Raw genomic sequence first — 14,675 nt, 5'->3', positions numbered from 1 at the left:
GTACGGCAGGTACCGCGGCGATGGGGAGTCGCCGCGGTCTGCATCGCGCCCTTAGTGATCGAGGCGGACCCGCACGTTGCCTGAGTGCGATTCCAGCCGGATGTCGCCATCTCCACTGCCCAGACGGGTTTCCAGCGCGCTGCCGACGCCATGCGGCGAGCGCACCGCCCTACCCGCATCGCTGCTGATCGCACCGCTGAAGCTGTTCACCGAAAGCTTGGCCGACACCTGTTTCGGCAAGCGCAGGCTGACCGGTGCGCTGACCGCCTGCACGGTGATGCTGCCGCCCGGCGCCAGGGCGCTGGCCGCCAGGTCGACGTTCCCTGAAACAGTTTCCACCGCCAGGCGCTGCACCTGTGCGGCATCAACCCCTACCCGGCCCGAGACCGAGGCCAGGGTGAGCTCGCCACCGACCCCGCCGCTGGCCTGTACCGCGCCACTGACCGTGCGCGCTTCCAGGCGCGGCGTGCGCAGCTGTGCATCGATGTCGCCGCTGACCGTCATGATCGCACTCTCTCCACTGCGTCCCGCCGCGCTGACCGCACCGCTGACCGTGTTGATCTGCAGCCGGCGCACGTCGACCGCCGACACGGTGACATCGGCGCTGACCGAGCCCAGCTGCACCTCCAACGCGCGACGTGGCACCCGAAGTTCCAGCCGCGCGTCGCCATTGATCTGCTGGCGGCGTGGATACTGCACCTCCCAGCGCACGCGGTTGGCGCTCTTCTCCTGCTTGAGGGTCAAGCCGTCACCGAGCATGCCGGTCAGCTGGACCTCGTTGCGGTCCCAGCCGCGCACGGTGATCGCGCCGGCTACATTGGTGAGCTCCACACGGCCGCCCGCGGCAAGGGTGTGGGTGTCGTTGACCGGGGTCGCGGCCCAGCAGAGCGTGGGCAACAGGCTGAAAGCCAACAGGGGAACAAGACGCATCGCACTCTCCTTCAGGACGGTTGACGGGAAGCGGCCTGCGCCGCCTGCCGGGTGAGTTCCAGCCGCAGCGCGTAGGTGCGCTGCAGCTGGTCGAGCAGGTACCGCGAGCCCGGGCTTTCGGCCAGTGCGGCGTTGATCTGTTGGGCACTGCGGTCCAGCTCGTTCAGTGCGGGCTGCCACTGCGGCGCCTGCGCCGACGGCAGCGTTTCCACGGCCTGCTTGTACTGCTCGGCCAGCACATGCGCCTGCACCTGCAACGCGGTGGGCGCGGCAGCGGACATCGGCGCCTGCTCCGGCACATCCCTCAGCCCGGGCAACACGCTGTACAGCGTCGCACTGGCGGCCAGCGCGGCGCCGAGCGGCAACGACCAGCGCCGCCACCGGCGGTGCCGTCGGACCGGCTGCGGAGCGAACACGGCGGCCTGCTGGGGTTGGCGCGGCGGCAGCCGGGCGGCGAGTTGCTGCCAGCTGTCAGCGGGCGGGCAGCGCTCGTCAGGCAGCGCGCGCAGGCGGGCCAGCAGGTCGTCATCAGGCGAGGTCATGGTGTCTCTCCCAGACGCGCACGCAGCAGGCAGCGCGCGCGGTGCAGGTGGGCCTTGGAGCTGCCCACCGCAATCTGCAGCTGTTCAGCGATTTCATGGTGTTTCCACCCTTCGATGTCATGCAGCACCAGCACCGCGCGGGCGCGCGGCGGCAGCGTGGTCAAGGCGCGTTCCAGGTCCCGTTCTGTCCCGGCACACGCGTCGAGCACCTGCAGTTCGCTGCGTTCAAGATCAAGTTCGTGCAGAGGCTCATGCCAATGCCCCTGCGGTCCACGCAGCTCCATCAGCACCGCATTGACCGCGAGACGGTGCAGCCAGGTGCCCACGCTGCTGTCGTGACGGAACCCCGGCAAGGCCTTCCATGCCTGCAGGAACGCCTCCTGCAGCGCATCTTCGGCGCGTGCCTGCTGGCCGCCAGCCAGCCGCCACACCACCGCGAACAGACGCGGCGAATGGCGTCGGTAAAGCTGCTCGTAGGCCGCCACGTCGCCTGCGGCCGCCGCCTGCACCAGCGTACGTTCATCGACAGGGGCGGGGCCGGGAGCCAAGGCAGGCAGCGAAGTGGTCAGCATGTTCCTTGGATGCAGGGCCGGGTGAAAAGGTTTAACGCCCTGCAGGGTCGTACCGCGCATCGCAGCCGGGTACCATCGGCAGCCCCCAGCACCAACGCGTGGATGAGCGCCGATGAAGAAGTACCTGCCGCCGTGGACCTATGACTGGCTGGACCAGGCCGAGATCATCGGCCTGGTGCTGCTGACCCTGCTGGCTGCGTGGCTGCTGCGGCTGCTTGCGCGCCGCATGATCCGCCGCTTCGGTGAACATTATTCGCTGCCGCCGGAAATGGCCATCGGCGCACGCCGGGTCAGTGCCTTCATCATCTACTTCAGCGCGCTGCTGGTCATCCTGCATATCCTGGGCACGTCCGGTGCAGTGCTGTGGACGGCGTTCACCAGTTTCGCCGCCGTGGGCGCCGTGGCGTTCTTCGCTGCATGGAGCGTACTGTCGAACATCTTCTGCACGCTGCTGATTTTCACCACCCGGCCGTTCCGGCTTCACGACTACATCGAAGTGCTGGAGAACGGTGAAAAGCCCGGTCTCAAGGGCCGCGTGATCGATGTCAATCTGATCTACACCACGCTGCAGGAAAGCGGAGAAGGCCACGAAGGCACCGTGCTGCAGCTGCCCAACAATCTGTTCTTCCAGCGCACCGTCCGCCGCTGGCGCGACGCCTCGCACGCTCCCGGCGGCATCCAGGGGGACGGCTGAGCCTGTTTCGGCCGATGTCGCCGTCTGCCACGGGCAGGTAGTGACGGGCCATGCCCGTCAAGTCAAGGACGCTCAGCGCAGCTGACTGTCCTTGCTGCCGCGGCGGTTGATGCTGCTGAGGCCCTGCTCCTGCTCATCCTGTGCCTGCTGGCAGGCCACGCACAGCCGCACCCCGGGCACCGCCCTGCGCCGCGCCTCCGGAATGGGCGCATCGCACTCTTCACAGCGCGTCAGCCCCGGGCCATGTTTCAGCTGGCGCCGCGCCCGCGCAACGGCATCATCGACGGTCGCATCGATCTGGTCCTGGACCGCCCCATCTCCCGCCCAACCCGTCGCCATGGCGTTCTCCCGAAAAGCATGGACCACCAGCTTACGCCGCCCACGCGCAGCCCCGGTGAACACCGCCCGCACGGCAGAACCCAGGCCATGCGGCCGCGATGGATTGCCCAGCGCACCAGCACAAGCGTGACGACCAACGGTCGTCACCTACCGTGCGGCGGCCCATACGCCGTCCAACGTGAGGCGCGGGGACGCAGCCCCCGCACGATGCACCCTTACCAGATCAGATCGTCCGGAATCTCAAACTGCGCGTAGTACGCATCATCCTCGGCATTGCCCGTAGACGGCATCGCACTCTGCCCCGCCTGCCCGTGATCGACCACGATCGCCTCCGGCATGCGCTCACGCACCTTTTCCGCCGCCGCCCTCGGCAGCACCGCATAGCCCTCGCCATCGGCCACCACCACCAGCACTCCGGCCGACAATGCCTTGCGCAGCATGTCCTTGATCAACAACGTGCGGATCACCGCCCCGTCGCTGAAGCGGTATTCGCTCTCACCCGAATGCGGCACCGCATGCGCCTTGATGATCTGCCGCGCCTGCGCCTTCAGTTCCGCCGCCCGCGCCTGCGCATTGCGCTCGGCCGACAACGCCCGGTCACGCTCGATCTTCTCCTGCCGCGCGCGCTCGGCCTCGCGCTGCACCTCGGCCGACGTCGACTCGGCCTTGCCCTGGCGCGCCTTGGCCTGCTCGCGCGCCGCCGCACTGGCCTGCGACTTCTTGGCCAGCCCGGCCTTGAGCAACTGTTCCTGCAATGCGTTGGGCTTTGCCATGGTCGCGCCTGGAGTGGTTTATCGTGGGGCCACCATGATACCGGAGCCCTGCACCGCGCATGTCCTCCCTGAAATACCTTGCTGGCTACCCCGAACCCCTGCTTGCCCAGGTACGCCAGCTGCTGGCCGAGGACCGGCTGGCCGCCCTGCTCGACACCCGCTATCCGGAGCCGCATGACGTCCGCAGCGACCGCCAGCTGTACGACTACACCCAGCAGCTCAAGGAGCGCTACCTGCGGCAGTCGGTCCCGCTGAACAAGGTCTGCTATGACAGCAGGCTGGAGGTGGTCAAGCACGCGCTGGGCACGCATACCGCGGTCTCGCGCGTGCACGGCAGCCGCCTGAAGGCCAGCCGCGAGATCCGGATCGCCAGCGTGTTCCGCCAGGCGCCGGCCGCGTTCCTGCGCATGATCGTGGTGCACGAGCTGGCGCATCTGAAGGAAGCGGACCACAACAAGGCCTTCTATCAGCTGTGCCGACATATGGAGCCGGACTACCTGCAGCTTGAGTTCGACACCCGCCTCTACCTGACTCAGCTTGCCCACCGCGGCAGCGCCGGTTAGCTGCCCGTCGCCGGGCGCAGTACACTGCGCGCCCCCTGACCGGCCTTCTCCCATGCCCACCGTTCGACTGGACAAACGCCTTGCCCAACAGCTGGACTGCCCGCGCGGCGAAGCGCGGCGCCTGATCGAGGGTGGCTGGGTCAGCCTGCACGGGCAGGTGCTCGAGCAGCCCCAGTACCAGGTTGAGCCCGACGTGGTGCTGCAGGTCAACGAACAGGCCAGCGACAGCCGTGCCGAACGGGTCAGCATGCTGCTGCACAAGCCCGCCGGCACCGCTGCCAGCGCGCTGTGCGCGCTGGTCACGCCCGCCTCGCGCAGCCCGCTCGATGCCAGCGGCACGCGGGAGCTGCAGCGTCACTTCCACGGCCTGCAGCTGGCCGCCTCGCTGCCCGCCGAAGACAGCGGCATCGTCGTGGTCAGTCAGGACACACGCACCCTGGCTCACCTGCAGCAGCAGGTGTCACGCATCGAACAGGAGTTCCTGGTCGAGGTGAGCGGTGAGCATTCGCTGTGGGACCTGGCCCGCGTCCAGCGCGGCCTGGTCGATGGCACGCGTCCGATCACCGGCTGCCGTATCAGCTGGCAGAACGAGGTGCGGCTGCGCTTTGCCGGCAAGGGGCTCACCCCGCGCATCCTGCGCGCTGCCTGCGTCGGCGCGTCGATGGACGTGGTCTCGGTGCGGCGGCTGCGCATCGGCCGGGTCGCGCTGGGACCGCTGGCGCCCGGGCACTGGCGCTACGTGGGCAGCGACGAGCGCTTCTGAGTCCGCTCCGGCGCGTCCTGCTGCGGCAAACACATCGCTGCGGTTAGCATCGCAGCATGAGCGAAAACAAACCCTGGTGGCGCCGTCTGGTGCGTGTCCTGATCATCGTGCTGGCGGCACTGGTGCTGCTGGTGCTGTCCGGCCTGCTGCTCGCCGACCACCTGACACCCAGCGCCAAGGGCCCAACCTCCTACGTGCTGCCGCCGCAGCCGTCGCAGACGCGCATCGATCGTGAAGTGACCCTGCTGCAGAAGGCCAACGCCGGTCGCTCCGGCGTCGCGTTCCTCTCCGAAGGGCTGGATGCCTTTGCCGCGCGCACCGTGTTGAGCGAGCGCGCCGAGCGCAGCCTGGACCTGCAGTACTACCTCTGGCACGACGACCTGATCGGCCACCTGATGGCGCGCAGCCTGTACGACGCCGCCGAACGGGGCGTGCGCGTGCGCATCCTGCTCGATGACATGAACGGTCACGACAAGGATGCGCTGATGCTGGCGCTCGATGCACACCCCAACATCGAGATCCGCCTGTACAACCCCTTCCGCAACCGCAGCGGCATCTGGCGCATCATCGAGATGGTGCAGCGGTTTTTCTCGGTCAACCACCGCATGCACAACAAGAGCTGGATCGCCGACGGACGCGCCGCCATTGTCGGTGGCCGCAACATCGGCGAGGAGTATTTCAGCGCGCGACCGGACGTGAACTTCCGCGACCTTGATCTGCTGGTGGTCGGCGGCGCGGTGGACGAGGCCAACCAGATCTTCGACGACTACTGGAACAGCCAGGCAGCCGTGCCGATCTCGGCGCTGGCCTTCTACACGCCCGCACAGCTGCGCCTGCTGGTGGAACATGCCGATAACCGCCGCCAGCTTGACGCCGCTGCGCCCTACCTGCGCGAAGTCGCCACCGCGCGCAAGCGCGCCGTGGCCAGTGCCGCCCCGCTGCACTGGAGCGCGGACGTGCACATCCTCTCCGATCCCCCGATGAAACATCGCCGCGATGACCAGCACAACTGGCTGGTGACCCATCTGGCCGGGATGATGACCGGCAGCCAGCACAAGGCACTGCTGATCTCGCCGTACTTCGTGCCCGGCGAACGCGGCGTTGAGGCCATGGCGGCCATGCACGAGCGCGGCGTACAGGTCGGGGTGGTCACCAATTCACTGGCTGCCAATGACGTGGTGGCCGTACACGGTGGCTACATGCATTACCGCGCCCCGCTGCTGCAGGCCGGCGTGCAGCTGTACGAGCTCAAGGCACACGGCTACGCCAGCAGCAGCGGCCTGTTCGGCAGCAGTGGCGCGAGCCTGCACACCAAGGCCTTCGTGATCGACGACCGGCACGGGTTCGTCGGCTCGTTCAACCTCGACCCGCGCTCGGCCTATCTGAATACGGAAATGGGGGTGGTCTTCGACGACCCACTACTGGCACGGAGACTGACCGACGAATACCTGCGCCTGGCCAGTCCGGAGCAGAGCTGGTGGCTGGCGTTGGATGCCGACGGCCAGGTGCGCTGGCTCGACCGCGGCCAGCCTCCGCAGTGGATCATGCGCGAGCCCGACAGCAGCCTGCGCCTGCGCGCCACAGCCCGGGTGATCAGCTGGTTGCCACTGGAATCGCAGCTGTAGTTCAGCCTTGGCTGGCGGCCGCTTCGTCAGCCAGGGTTTCCACGCTGCGGCCGTGCACGCGACGCCAGAGCGTGGACAACACGGCCGGCGGCGTGCCGGGCAGGCGCTCGAGCAGGGCCAGTGCCTGGCTCTGGCCGGTCACACCGTGGCGGCACAGCAGGCTGGCGGTGGCCAGACAGCACGCCACCCGCAGGCTCAGCGCCAGTCCGCACGTCGGTGCATTGTTGTCCAGGGCCTGATGCACCGGCAGCGGCAGCTCCCACGCCTGCGCCACGCGCTGGGCCACCGGCAGGGTCCACTGCGTCAGCGCGGTACCTGCGGTGCCGTGATGGATCGGCAGCGCGGCCTCGGCGGCACGCTGCAGCAGCTCTTTCATCACCAGCACGGCGCCCAGCCCCTGGGTCAGGCCCAACCATTGCGCCGCAAACGGATCACCGCTGCCGGTCAGCCGCGCGTGGTCCGAGGCGGCACGCGACGCGAGCAGGGCATGCTCCCAGACAATGCTGCTGAACTGCGGGAACACCTCGCACTGTAGCTGCATCACCGGCTGCACCAGCACCGCGCTGATGACCTGGCGCAGGCCGTCGTGGCCGACCAGGGTCACTGCGCGCTGCAGGCTGTCCACCGGCCGTTCCTGGACACGGAAGGCCGGGCTGTTGGCAATGCGCAGCAGGTTACCGGTCAGCACCGGGTCCTGGCCGATGATGGCGGCGGTGAGGCGCGCCGATGTCTCCGGATCGTTGACCGCCTGGATCAGCTGCGGCAGCAGCTGTGGCCGACGCGGCAGGTTGCGCGCGCCCCACTGGTGTGCCTGCAGCGCCTCAGCGGTCGCGGCAACCAGAGCTGTATTGCATGGCTCACCCCGGTCGGGCAGCGGCTGCAGGGCCAGCACGCAGAGCGCGGCCTGCAGATGCTGCTCGGCATTCAAGGCGGCCTGCTGCCTGGCCTCGTCCGGCGCGGCGGGCGCTGCGGCAGCCGGTGTCTCCACCCCGCGGTCCGCGCGCGGCCTCGGACGCCCGCCCCGCCACAGCCGGTGCCACCAGCGTCCGCGCGGCGCGGTCGTGCGGGTCATCGATGCGCCTCATGGGTTGCTGCTGCCTGCGTGACCATCCGGACCGCCCTGTGTGTTGAAGATCCATCGCCAGCGCAAGGCTGGCCCCAGCGAGCAGCATCGGCCGGATCTTCAGGTTCTTTAATCACCTGGCCGGCCGGTGGCGGGCAGTACGCGGGCGAATGCTCTAGAATGGCGCCACGCGACCCGTCTCCCACCCTGACGAAGTCGCTTTTTTTGTTTCTGCGCCCTTCCATTTGCTGGCCTGTCAGCCGCGGTCAGGCGGCGTTTGCGCCATCGGAGCCCACATGCTTTTTGAAACCCTCGCAACCACCGGTCACGAGCAGGTCGTGTTCTGCAACAACCCGGATGCCGGCCTGAGGGCGATCATCGCCATCCACAACACCACGCTGGGCCCGGCCCTGGGTGGCGTGCGCATGCGGCCCTATGCCAGCACCGACGAGGCGCTGGATGACGTGCTGCGGCTGAGCCGCACCATGACCTACAAGAACGCACTGGCCGGTCTGAACATCGGCGGCGGCAAGGCGGTGATCATCGGCGACCCGAAGGTGGACAAGACCGAGGTGCTGCTGCGCGCTTTCGGCCGCCACGTCGACGCGCTGGGCGGTCGTTACATCACCGCCGAAGACGTGGGCACCGATGTGAACGACATGGAGAACATCTACCTGGAGAGCCAGTACGTGACCGGCGTCCACCAGGTCCATGGCGGCTCCGGCGACCCCGCACCGTTCACCGCCTATGGAGCGCTGCAGGCCTTGATGGCGGCCATGCAGGCCAGGCTCGGCCATGAGGAAGTGGGCAAGGTCAGCATCGCCGTGCAGGGGCTTGGGCATATCGGCATGGAGCTGGTGAAGCTGCTGCGTGACCGCGGTGCCAAGCTGTACGTCACCGACCTGGACCCGGCGCTGGTGGAACGCGCGTCCAGCGAGTACGGCGCCGAGGCGGTCAAACCGGACCAGATCCACGAGGTCAACGCCGATGTGTTCGCACCGTGCGCGATGGAGTGCGCGCTGACCATGGACGTGCTGCCGCGGCTGAAGGCACGCATCATCTGCGGTACCGCCAACAACCAGCTGGCAAGTCTGGAGGTGGGTGACGAACTGCATGCGCGCGGCATCCTCTACGCGCCCGACTACGCGGTCAACGCCGGTGGCGTGATGAACGTCTCGCTGGAGATCGACGGCTACAACCGTGAGCGCGCCATGCGCCTGATCCGCAGCATCTACCACAACCTCGGGCGCATCTTTGAACTCTCGCGCAGCGAAAACATCGCCCCACAACGCGCCGCCGACCGCATTGCCGAGAAGCGGATCTGCGCGATCGGCAAGCTGAAGCTGCCACTGGGCCGCGCGACCCCGCGGCTGGGCGACCTGCGCGCGACCTGATCGCCGCGGTCCGTTTCTGCCTTGTGGGCAGGTGACGAGCCGTGGTCGTCACCTGCCAACGGTGGGACGGTTGGCCGTCACCCACCGGCACCGCTACCAGCTGTGGGTGTACTGCACGGCGGTCTGACGGGTCTGGTACGGGCTGCCGCCCAAGCGCTGGTCATGGCCCAGCGTCAGCCGGCCGTAGCGGCCGACAAGCGCTTCCACCGAAATGCCGAACACCGCTGCCGACAGTCGCTCCTGCGGCAGCGCGGCCCAGTCCTGCAGTGCCGTGAAGCTGGCCAGTTGACTGCCCTGCTGGGCCAGCTCCTGCTGCCACTGCGCATGGCCGCGCAGCGCCCAGCGCGCGCCCTGCCAATGCCCGCGCAGTCCAGCGGTCCCGACGCTGCGACTCACGGTGGAGGCCTGGCCGCGAAGACCAAAGCCCAGCCCCCCGCTTTCAGTAAACGCATCAGTATCCACGCGGGTATGCGAGAGCCCCAGATACGGCGTCAGCCCAGCATCCGCACGGCCCAGTCGCCAGCCGCCCTCCATGCTGGCCGTGGCGAACCGCCCGCCGTACCGCGCCGAGGTGCCCAGCATGCTGCTGCCCAGCAGCAGCTGCCGGTCCAGCTGGCGCTGGAACTGCCCGCTGCCGAGCTGCACCAGCCCGTACAGCGCACCGGCCTGCCAGCCTGCGTACAGCTGCGCCTGGGCCTGGCGCTCGCGCCCGTTGTCGCCGGCGCTGCCATCACTGCCCAGCGTGCGTGTCTGGCCGAAGGCCACGCCCACCACCGTGCCATCGGCCAGGCGCTGCTCCTGCCCGGCCAGCCATCCGTCGCTGCGGGTCAGGTCGCCACTGAAGCCGCCCTGCCCTGCTTCACCCAGGCGCATCTGCCATGCCCCACCGTGCTGCACGGCCTGTCCGAAGCGGGCCGCCACGCCACGCTGGGCCATGTCGATCGTATCGAGCACCTGCGCGGTGGCCAGGGCGTGTGCCCGTCCGGACAGGCTGTCCAGGCTGGTGCCCAGGCCCGCCACGCCCCCGCCCACCTGCTGCAGTGCGCCGGCCGCCGCGCCGAATGCCGATCCCTGCAGATCCGCGTCGGCATCCAGCACTTCAAAGGCGCGTTCGACGCGCTGCGCGCTGCCGAGCAGGCGGGCGCCATCGTTGGCCTGCAGCACGGCGGCGGTCACGCTCACCCGCTCCAGCTCCAGCCATGCGGCGTTGCTGTCGTAGCCGTAGCGCGACTGCAGCAGGGTGACGCCGTTGCCGGCGGTGGCCGGCGTGGCGAACGTGCCGACGATTCCCTTGCCGGCCGTCACCAATGCCTGGCGCTGGCCGTCGGCGGGCACGTAGCCGGGCAGACGGCCGTTGATGTGTACGCCACCGTCAAGCGTAGCGGTGCCGGTCACCTGCAGCGCGTTGCTGCCCAGCGCCAGCATCAGCTGGGCGCCGGCGCGCTGCACGTAGTCGCCCTCGATGGTGCCGGTGGTCGCGGCACTGAGCAGCACTACACTGCCGGCATTGTCCACGTTGCCGATCACCCGCGGCGTTCCCCCCATGAACTGCAGGGCGGCCAGGCTGGGGTCGCTGTTGGCGCCGATGCTCACGTTGGAACGGATCGAACCGCCATCGCGCAGGGCCAGGGTGCCGCGCTCGATGCGCGTTGCACCGGCATAGGTATTGGCGCCGGAGAGCCCCAGCGCGCCGGCACCGCGCTTGACCAGCCCGCCATCACCGCTGATCGCATTGCCCCAGACCGAATCCAGGCCGGTCTGGCCGACAGTGACCACCATGTCGCCCCAGTCGAACCGTCCGGGCCCCTGCACTGCTTTGCCCACGTTGAGCAGGCCATGGCCGAACACCGCATCGACACCCGGAGCGCCGATGTCCGTTGCGGTGCCCAGCAGGGTCTGGCGCACCTGGTCGTTGCTCAGGTAGGGGTACTTCTGCCAGACCAGCGCAGCGGCGCCGGACACCAGCGGGGCAGCAAACGAGGTGCCCGAGTTCCAGTAGTAGCTGCTGCCACCCTGCGGGTCGGGGTAGACCGCCGAGCCCGGTGCGGCCAGACAGTAGCTGGCAGCCACGCCACAGGCGTTGGCATAACTGGCCAGCACGGTCGACTGCACGGTATCGACCGCGGTCACCGCCAGCCAGCCGCGCTCCAGATCGGCGGCCGGCCGCGTGCCACCGGCACCCGGCTGGCTTGGCAGCGCCGCCATGCTGGAAGGATCGGCCTTGCTTTCATTGCCGGTTGCAAACACCACCAGCCCACCATTGCCTGCGATGAAGGGGCGGTACTCGGCGGCAATCGGCGCGGTCGCAGCCGTGTTGGTCCAGTACAGACCGCCCCATGAGTTGTTCATGATCTTCGCACCGGCGGCGATCAGATCCTGATGCACGCCGGCCAGTCCCAACGCACCGCTGACCTCGTTGCCTTTGCCCGACCCGTCGTCGACCGGCCGCGTGTCGGCGATGATGCGCGCCGAGACGATCCGCGCACCCGGCGCCACCCCGCCGGCCCAGCTGCCGACCGGCGCGCCGGCGGCAAGGCTGGCCACCGCGGTGCCATGTCCGACCACATCGTCCTGGGCCAGATTGTTGCGGGTCGGGTCGATATAGGCATGGTTGGCGACCACGCGTCCGGCCAGTGCCGGTGCGCTGCGGTTGACCCCGCTGTCGACCACGCCGATGCGTATGCCCTGTCCGTCCACTCCGGTGCCCACCGCGTTGATCGCGCGCAGATGCCCGTCGAAGCCAGGCTGGGTCGGCTCGACCCGTAACGGCGGTGGGGTCTGGGTGGGCGGCGGGGTGACCGGTGGCGGCGGCGGTGGTGTCACCGGCGCAGGGTCGCTGCGCACGTGGCCACCACCGCCGCCACCACCGCAGGCGCTCAGCGCCATTGCCAACGCGGCCGCCAACGCGGTCCTTGCCCGGTACTGATAGTTCATGATCGTCCTCGTCGATTGAACGTGACCTGCGGCTGCCGTGCCGCGCGCGCGCGGCAGGCCACGGCCTCCCTGGCCGAACCTCTATACTGGAGCCCCCCACGCAGTCTGCCGGGAAACGCGCCCGCTTCCAACGACCGCCGTCTCCTTCCTTGAACTTGCTCACGCAATAACGAGATTGCCATGCCCAACATTGTCATCGCTGCCGCCAAGCGCACCGCCATCGGCTCCTTCCTCGGCCAGTTCAACGGCGTCCCCACGCCGACGCTGGGCGCGGCCGCCATCGCCGCCGCCGTTGAGCAGTCGGGCCTGCCCGCCAGCGACGTGACCGAAGTGATCATGGGCTGCGTGCTGCCGGCCAATCTGGGCCAGGCACCGGCCCGCCAGGCCGCCATCGCTGCGGGCCTGCCGTTGTCGACCGGTGCGACCACCCTCAACAAGGTCTGCGGCTCGGGCATGAAAGCCATCATGCTCGGCCATGATCTGATCAAGGCCGGCTCGGCCAGCATCATCGTCGCCGGCGGCATGGAGTCGATGTCCAACGCGCCGCACCTGCTGCCGAACTCGCGCACCGGCAACCGCTATGGCAGTTTCCAGGCGGTGGACCACATGGCCTTCGATGGCCTCACCAATGCCTACGACGGCAAGGCCATGGGCGAGTTCGCCGAATGCGCGGTGGACAAGTACCAGTTCACCCGCGAAGAACAGGACGCCTATGCGATCGAGTCGGTCAAGCGCGCGCAGGCTGCGCAGGCCAACGGTGCTTTCGCCGATGAGATCGTTGCGGTCAAGGTGAGCACGCGCAAGGGCGAGCTGGAGTTCAGCGCCGACGAACAGCCCACCCGCGCTGACATCGGCAAGATCCCGACCCTGCGTCCGGCGTTCAAGAAGGACGGCAGCGTTACCGCTGCCAGTTCGTCGAGCATTTCCGATGGCGCAGCGGCCGTGGTGCTGCTTGCCGAGGACGACGCGCGCGCGCGCGGCATCACGCCGCTGGCGCGCATCGTGGGCCACAGCACGCATTCGCAGGAGCCGCAGTGGTTCACCACCGCACCGATCGGTGCGATCCACAGCCTGCTGGAGAAAACCGGCTGGACCCTGGACTCGGTCGATCTGTTCGAAGTGAACGAAGCGTTCGCTGTCGTGGCGATGGCCCCGATGCGCGAGCTGGGCATAAGCCACGACAAACTCAACGTGAATGGCGGCGCCTGCGCGCTGGGCCACCCGATCGGTGCTTCCGGTGCCCGGCTGGTGGTCACCTTGGTCAACGCGCTGCGCACCCGCGGCGGCACGCGGGGCATTGCCACCCTCTGCATTGGCGGCGGCGAAGCGACGGCGATTGCCATCGAATTGATTTAATTGGGATTAACACCGTGTTCGCAAAAATGAATACGGGATCGCTTGACAGTCGAAACTGGCTTGTCATCATGTTGTCGGCGCGCATTGGCGCGTTGCCTAATTCAACGACGAGGATTCACCTAATGAGCATCAACAAGCTGCTGGTTGCTATGTCCCTGGCCCTGGCCCTGGCTGCCTGCTCGAAGCAGGAAGCTGCCCAGGACGCCGCTGCTTCGGCCAACGAAGCCGCCACCGAAGCCCAGGCTGCTGCCGACCAGGCTGCCGCTGCTGGCGCCCAGACCGCTGACGCCGCTCAGCAGGCTGCTGACACCGCCGCCACCGCCGCTGACGCTTCGGCTGAAGCTGCTGGCCAGGCTGCCGGTGCTGCCACCGACGCTGCTGCTGACGCCGCTGCCGACGCTGCCAAGGCTGCCGAGAACACCGCCGAGCAGGCCAAGGACGCTGCTGAAGAAGCCAAGAAGTAATCACTTCTTTCTTCAGGCTGTTCTGAAAAAGCCGCTGGTTCGCCAGCGGCTTTTTCTTTGTCTGCATACCGCCCCTGCATCGCACCGGTCTGCCCGCTGCAGCTTCACCGGCCTTCGACGAAGGCGCCAATAGCCTGAGCGCCCTGTCCACCACTGTTGGGAGCGCGCCATGACTATCCGTTCGATCACTACATCCTTGCTGGCCACCTCGCTCCTGCTGGGCCTGGCTGCCTGCAAGGGCCCTGAAGCCCAACAGGCGCGCCAGGATGCGGCGCAGGCCGCCGACAGCGCCGGCGTTGCGGCCCGCGAAGCCGTGGACCAGGCCGCCGCGGCCACCCGCGAGGCGCGCGACGAAGCCGCGGTGGCGTCCCGACAGGCCGCTGCTGATACCCAGCATGCGCTGGACCGCGCTGCCGATGCCAGCGCAGCGGCCGCCCGTGATACGCGCGCCGCTGCACGTGATGCCGCGGCAGGCGCCAGCGACGCCACCGCCGATGCCGCGCAGAACGTCGCCAACAAGGCGCGCGAAGTGGCCGACGATGCCAAGCGCAACGCCGATGAGCACAATCACTGATCCCACGCTGGCCTGAGCCCGATCATCGCGGTGTCGGCGCAGGCCGGCATCGCGATGCACGCGCGTGTGCGCCGCCCTTCGTCATCCGT

At 68.4% G+C, this 14,675-nt stretch carries 15 protein-coding genes; 8 read left to right on the top strand and 7 right to left on the bottom strand.

Annotated features, from left to right (window positions below; genetic code table 11):
* Positions 1-51: 51 nt before the first annotated feature.
* The 3 genes from RZA67_RS05080 to RZA67_RS05070 are packed head-to-tail and all read right to left on the bottom strand — an operon-like array spanning position 52 to position 2,044.
* Complete coding sequence (locus RZA67_RS05080; protein ID WP_317211540.1) at positions 52-930, bottom strand: DUF4097 family beta strand repeat-containing protein; 879 nt, start codon at positions 928-930, stop codon at positions 52-54.
* An 11-nt stretch (positions 931-941) separates the two neighbouring features.
* The gene (locus RZA67_RS05075; RefSeq protein WP_317211539.1) at positions 942-1,472 is read right to left on the bottom strand and encodes a hypothetical protein; all 531 of its coding nucleotides are present in this window, start codon (positions 1,470-1,472) and stop codon (positions 942-944) included.
* On the bottom strand, positions 1,469-2,044 hold the full coding sequence (locus RZA67_RS05070) for an RNA polymerase sigma factor (RefSeq protein WP_317211538.1): 576 nt from the start codon (positions 2,042-2,044) through the stop codon (positions 1,469-1,471). The genes RZA67_RS05075 and RZA67_RS05070 overlap by 4 nt, the downstream gene beginning before the upstream one ends.
* A gap of 112 nt (positions 2,045-2,156) precedes the next feature.
* On the opposite strand from RZA67_RS05070, the gene RZA67_RS05065 reads away from it, so the two are divergent.
* Complete coding sequence (locus tag RZA67_RS05065; protein WP_317211537.1) at positions 2,157-2,738, top strand: mechanosensitive ion channel family protein; 582 nt, start codon at positions 2,157-2,159, stop codon at positions 2,736-2,738.
* Between the two features lie 72 nt (positions 2,739-2,810).
* On the opposite strand, the gene RZA67_RS05060 is transcribed toward RZA67_RS05065, so the two are convergent.
* Together RZA67_RS05060 and RZA67_RS05055 are read right to left on the bottom strand one after the other, a co-directional pair.
* Positions 2,811-3,077: a DksA/TraR family C4-type zinc finger protein gene (locus RZA67_RS05060; protein WP_317211536.1), complete on the bottom strand. Its 267-nt coding sequence runs from the start codon at positions 3,075-3,077 to the stop codon at positions 2,811-2,813.
* Between the two features lie 215 nt (positions 3,078-3,292).
* Positions 3,293-3,850: a DUF2058 domain-containing protein gene (locus tag RZA67_RS05055; protein WP_317211535.1), complete on the bottom strand. Its 558-nt coding sequence runs from the start codon at positions 3,848-3,850 to the stop codon at positions 3,293-3,295.
* A 59-nt stretch (positions 3,851-3,909) separates the two neighbouring features.
* Here RZA67_RS05055 and RZA67_RS05050 point away from each other — a divergent pair, with 59 nt between their 5' ends.
* From RZA67_RS05050 to RZA67_RS05040, 3 genes are read left to right on the top strand one after another with little or no spacing between them, the layout of a single operon-like run.
* A complete protein-coding gene (locus RZA67_RS05050) occupies positions 3,910-4,413 on the top strand; it encodes a M48 family metallopeptidase (protein WP_317211534.1) in 504 nt (167 codons plus the stop codon).
* A 52-nt stretch (positions 4,414-4,465) separates the two neighbouring features.
* Positions 4,466-5,176, top strand: a complete 711-nt coding sequence (locus RZA67_RS05045) for an RNA pseudouridine synthase (protein ID WP_317211533.1) — start codon at positions 4,466-4,468, stop codon at positions 5,174-5,176.
* Between the two features lie 56 nt (positions 5,177-5,232).
* Positions 5,233-6,801, top strand: a complete 1,569-nt coding sequence (locus tag RZA67_RS05040) for a phospholipase D family protein (protein ID WP_317211532.1) — start codon at positions 5,233-5,235, stop codon at positions 6,799-6,801.
* Between the two features lies 1 nt (position 6,802).
* Here RZA67_RS05040 and RZA67_RS05035 read toward each other — a convergent pair whose 3' ends face one another.
* Positions 6,803-7,873 carry an HDOD domain-containing protein gene (locus tag RZA67_RS05035; RefSeq protein ID WP_317211531.1) on the bottom strand — a complete coding sequence of 357 codons (1,071 nt, stop codon included), beginning with the start codon at positions 7,871-7,873 and terminating at the stop codon, positions 6,803-6,805.
* A gap of 287 nt (positions 7,874-8,160) precedes the next feature.
* On the opposite strand from RZA67_RS05035, the gene RZA67_RS05030 reads away from it, so the two are divergent.
* Positions 8,161-9,258 (top strand): Glu/Leu/Phe/Val dehydrogenase dimerization domain-containing protein, encoded by a 1,098-nt coding sequence (locus RZA67_RS05030; protein WP_317211530.1) that lies wholly within the window; start codon positions 8,161-8,163, stop codon positions 9,256-9,258.
* A gap of 93 nt (positions 9,259-9,351) precedes the next feature.
* Here RZA67_RS05030 and RZA67_RS05025 read toward each other — a convergent pair whose 3' ends face one another.
* Positions 9,352-12,192, bottom strand: a complete 2,841-nt coding sequence (locus RZA67_RS05025) for a S8 family serine peptidase (RefSeq protein ID WP_317211528.1) — start codon at positions 12,190-12,192, stop codon at positions 9,352-9,354.
* A 180-nt stretch (positions 12,193-12,372) separates the two neighbouring features.
* Here RZA67_RS05025 and RZA67_RS05020 point away from each other — a divergent pair, with 180 nt between their 5' ends.
* The 3 genes from RZA67_RS05020 to RZA67_RS05010 all read left to right on the top strand — a co-directional run bounded on the left by RZA67_RS05020 (position 12,373) and on the right by RZA67_RS05010 (position 14,586).
* On the top strand, positions 12,373-13,548 hold the full coding sequence (locus tag RZA67_RS05020; protein ID WP_317211527.1) for an acetyl-CoA C-acyltransferase: 1,176 nt from the start codon (positions 12,373-12,375) through the stop codon (positions 13,546-13,548).
* Positions 13,549-13,670: 122 nt separating this feature from the next.
* A complete protein-coding gene (locus RZA67_RS05015; RefSeq protein WP_317211526.1) occupies positions 13,671-14,012 on the top strand; it encodes a hypothetical protein in 342 nt (113 codons plus the stop codon).
* Between the two features lie 169 nt (positions 14,013-14,181).
* Complete coding sequence (locus tag RZA67_RS05010) at positions 14,182-14,586, top strand: hypothetical protein (RefSeq protein WP_317211525.1); 405 nt, start codon at positions 14,182-14,184, stop codon at positions 14,584-14,586.
* The last annotated feature ends 89 nt before the right edge of the window (positions 14,587-14,675 follow it).

The sequence above is a fragment of the Stenotrophomonas sp. C3(2023) genome (assembly GCF_032911385.1).
Lineage (GTDB): Bacteria > Pseudomonadota > Gammaproteobacteria > Xanthomonadales > Xanthomonadaceae > Stenotrophomonas.
Note: the sequence above shows the minus strand (reverse complement) of the source record. Positions and strands in the feature narration are given on the sequence as shown.

What these genes read in the sequence shown, in the direction of transcription:
- RZA67_RS05080 (WP_317211540.1), bottom strand. Translation starts at nt 930, where the DNA reads ATGCGTCTTGTTCCCCTGTTGGCTTTCAGCCTGTTGCCCACGCTCTGC.
- RZA67_RS05075 (WP_317211539.1), bottom strand. Translation starts at nt 1,472, where the DNA reads ATGACCTCGCCTGATGACGACCTGCTGGCCCGCCTGCGCGCGCTGCCT.
- RZA67_RS05070 (WP_317211538.1), bottom strand. Translation starts at nt 2,044, where the DNA reads ATGCTGACCACTTCGCTGCCTGCCTTGGCTCCCGGCCCCGCCCCTGTC.
- RZA67_RS05065 (WP_317211537.1), top strand. Translation starts at nt 2,157, where the DNA reads ATGAAGAAGTACCTGCCGCCGTGGACCTATGACTGGCTGGACCAGGCC.
- RZA67_RS05060 (WP_317211536.1), bottom strand. Translation starts at nt 3,077, where the DNA reads ATGGCGACGGGTTGGGCGGGAGATGGGGCGGTCCAGGACCAGATCGAT.
- RZA67_RS05055 (WP_317211535.1), bottom strand. Translation starts at nt 3,850, where the DNA reads ATGGCAAAGCCCAACGCATTGCAGGAACAGTTGCTCAAGGCCGGGCTG.
- RZA67_RS05050 (WP_317211534.1), top strand. Translation starts at nt 3,910, where the DNA reads ATGTCCTCCCTGAAATACCTTGCTGGCTACCCCGAACCCCTGCTTGCC.
- RZA67_RS05045 (WP_317211533.1), top strand. Translation starts at nt 4,466, where the DNA reads ATGCCCACCGTTCGACTGGACAAACGCCTTGCCCAACAGCTGGACTGC.
- RZA67_RS05040 (WP_317211532.1), top strand. Translation starts at nt 5,233, where the DNA reads ATGAGCGAAAACAAACCCTGGTGGCGCCGTCTGGTGCGTGTCCTGATC.
- RZA67_RS05035 (WP_317211531.1), bottom strand. Translation starts at nt 7,873, where the DNA reads ATGACCCGCACGACCGCGCCGCGCGGACGCTGGTGGCACCGGCTGTGG.
- RZA67_RS05030 (WP_317211530.1), top strand. Translation starts at nt 8,161, where the DNA reads ATGCTTTTTGAAACCCTCGCAACCACCGGTCACGAGCAGGTCGTGTTC.
- RZA67_RS05025 (WP_317211528.1), bottom strand. Translation starts at nt 12,192, where the DNA reads ATGAACTATCAGTACCGGGCAAGGACCGCGTTGGCGGCCGCGTTGGCA.
- RZA67_RS05020 (WP_317211527.1), top strand. Translation starts at nt 12,373, where the DNA reads ATGCCCAACATTGTCATCGCTGCCGCCAAGCGCACCGCCATCGGCTCC.
- RZA67_RS05015 (WP_317211526.1), top strand. Translation starts at nt 13,671, where the DNA reads ATGAGCATCAACAAGCTGCTGGTTGCTATGTCCCTGGCCCTGGCCCTG.
- RZA67_RS05010 (WP_317211525.1), top strand. Translation starts at nt 14,182, where the DNA reads ATGACTATCCGTTCGATCACTACATCCTTGCTGGCCACCTCGCTCCTG.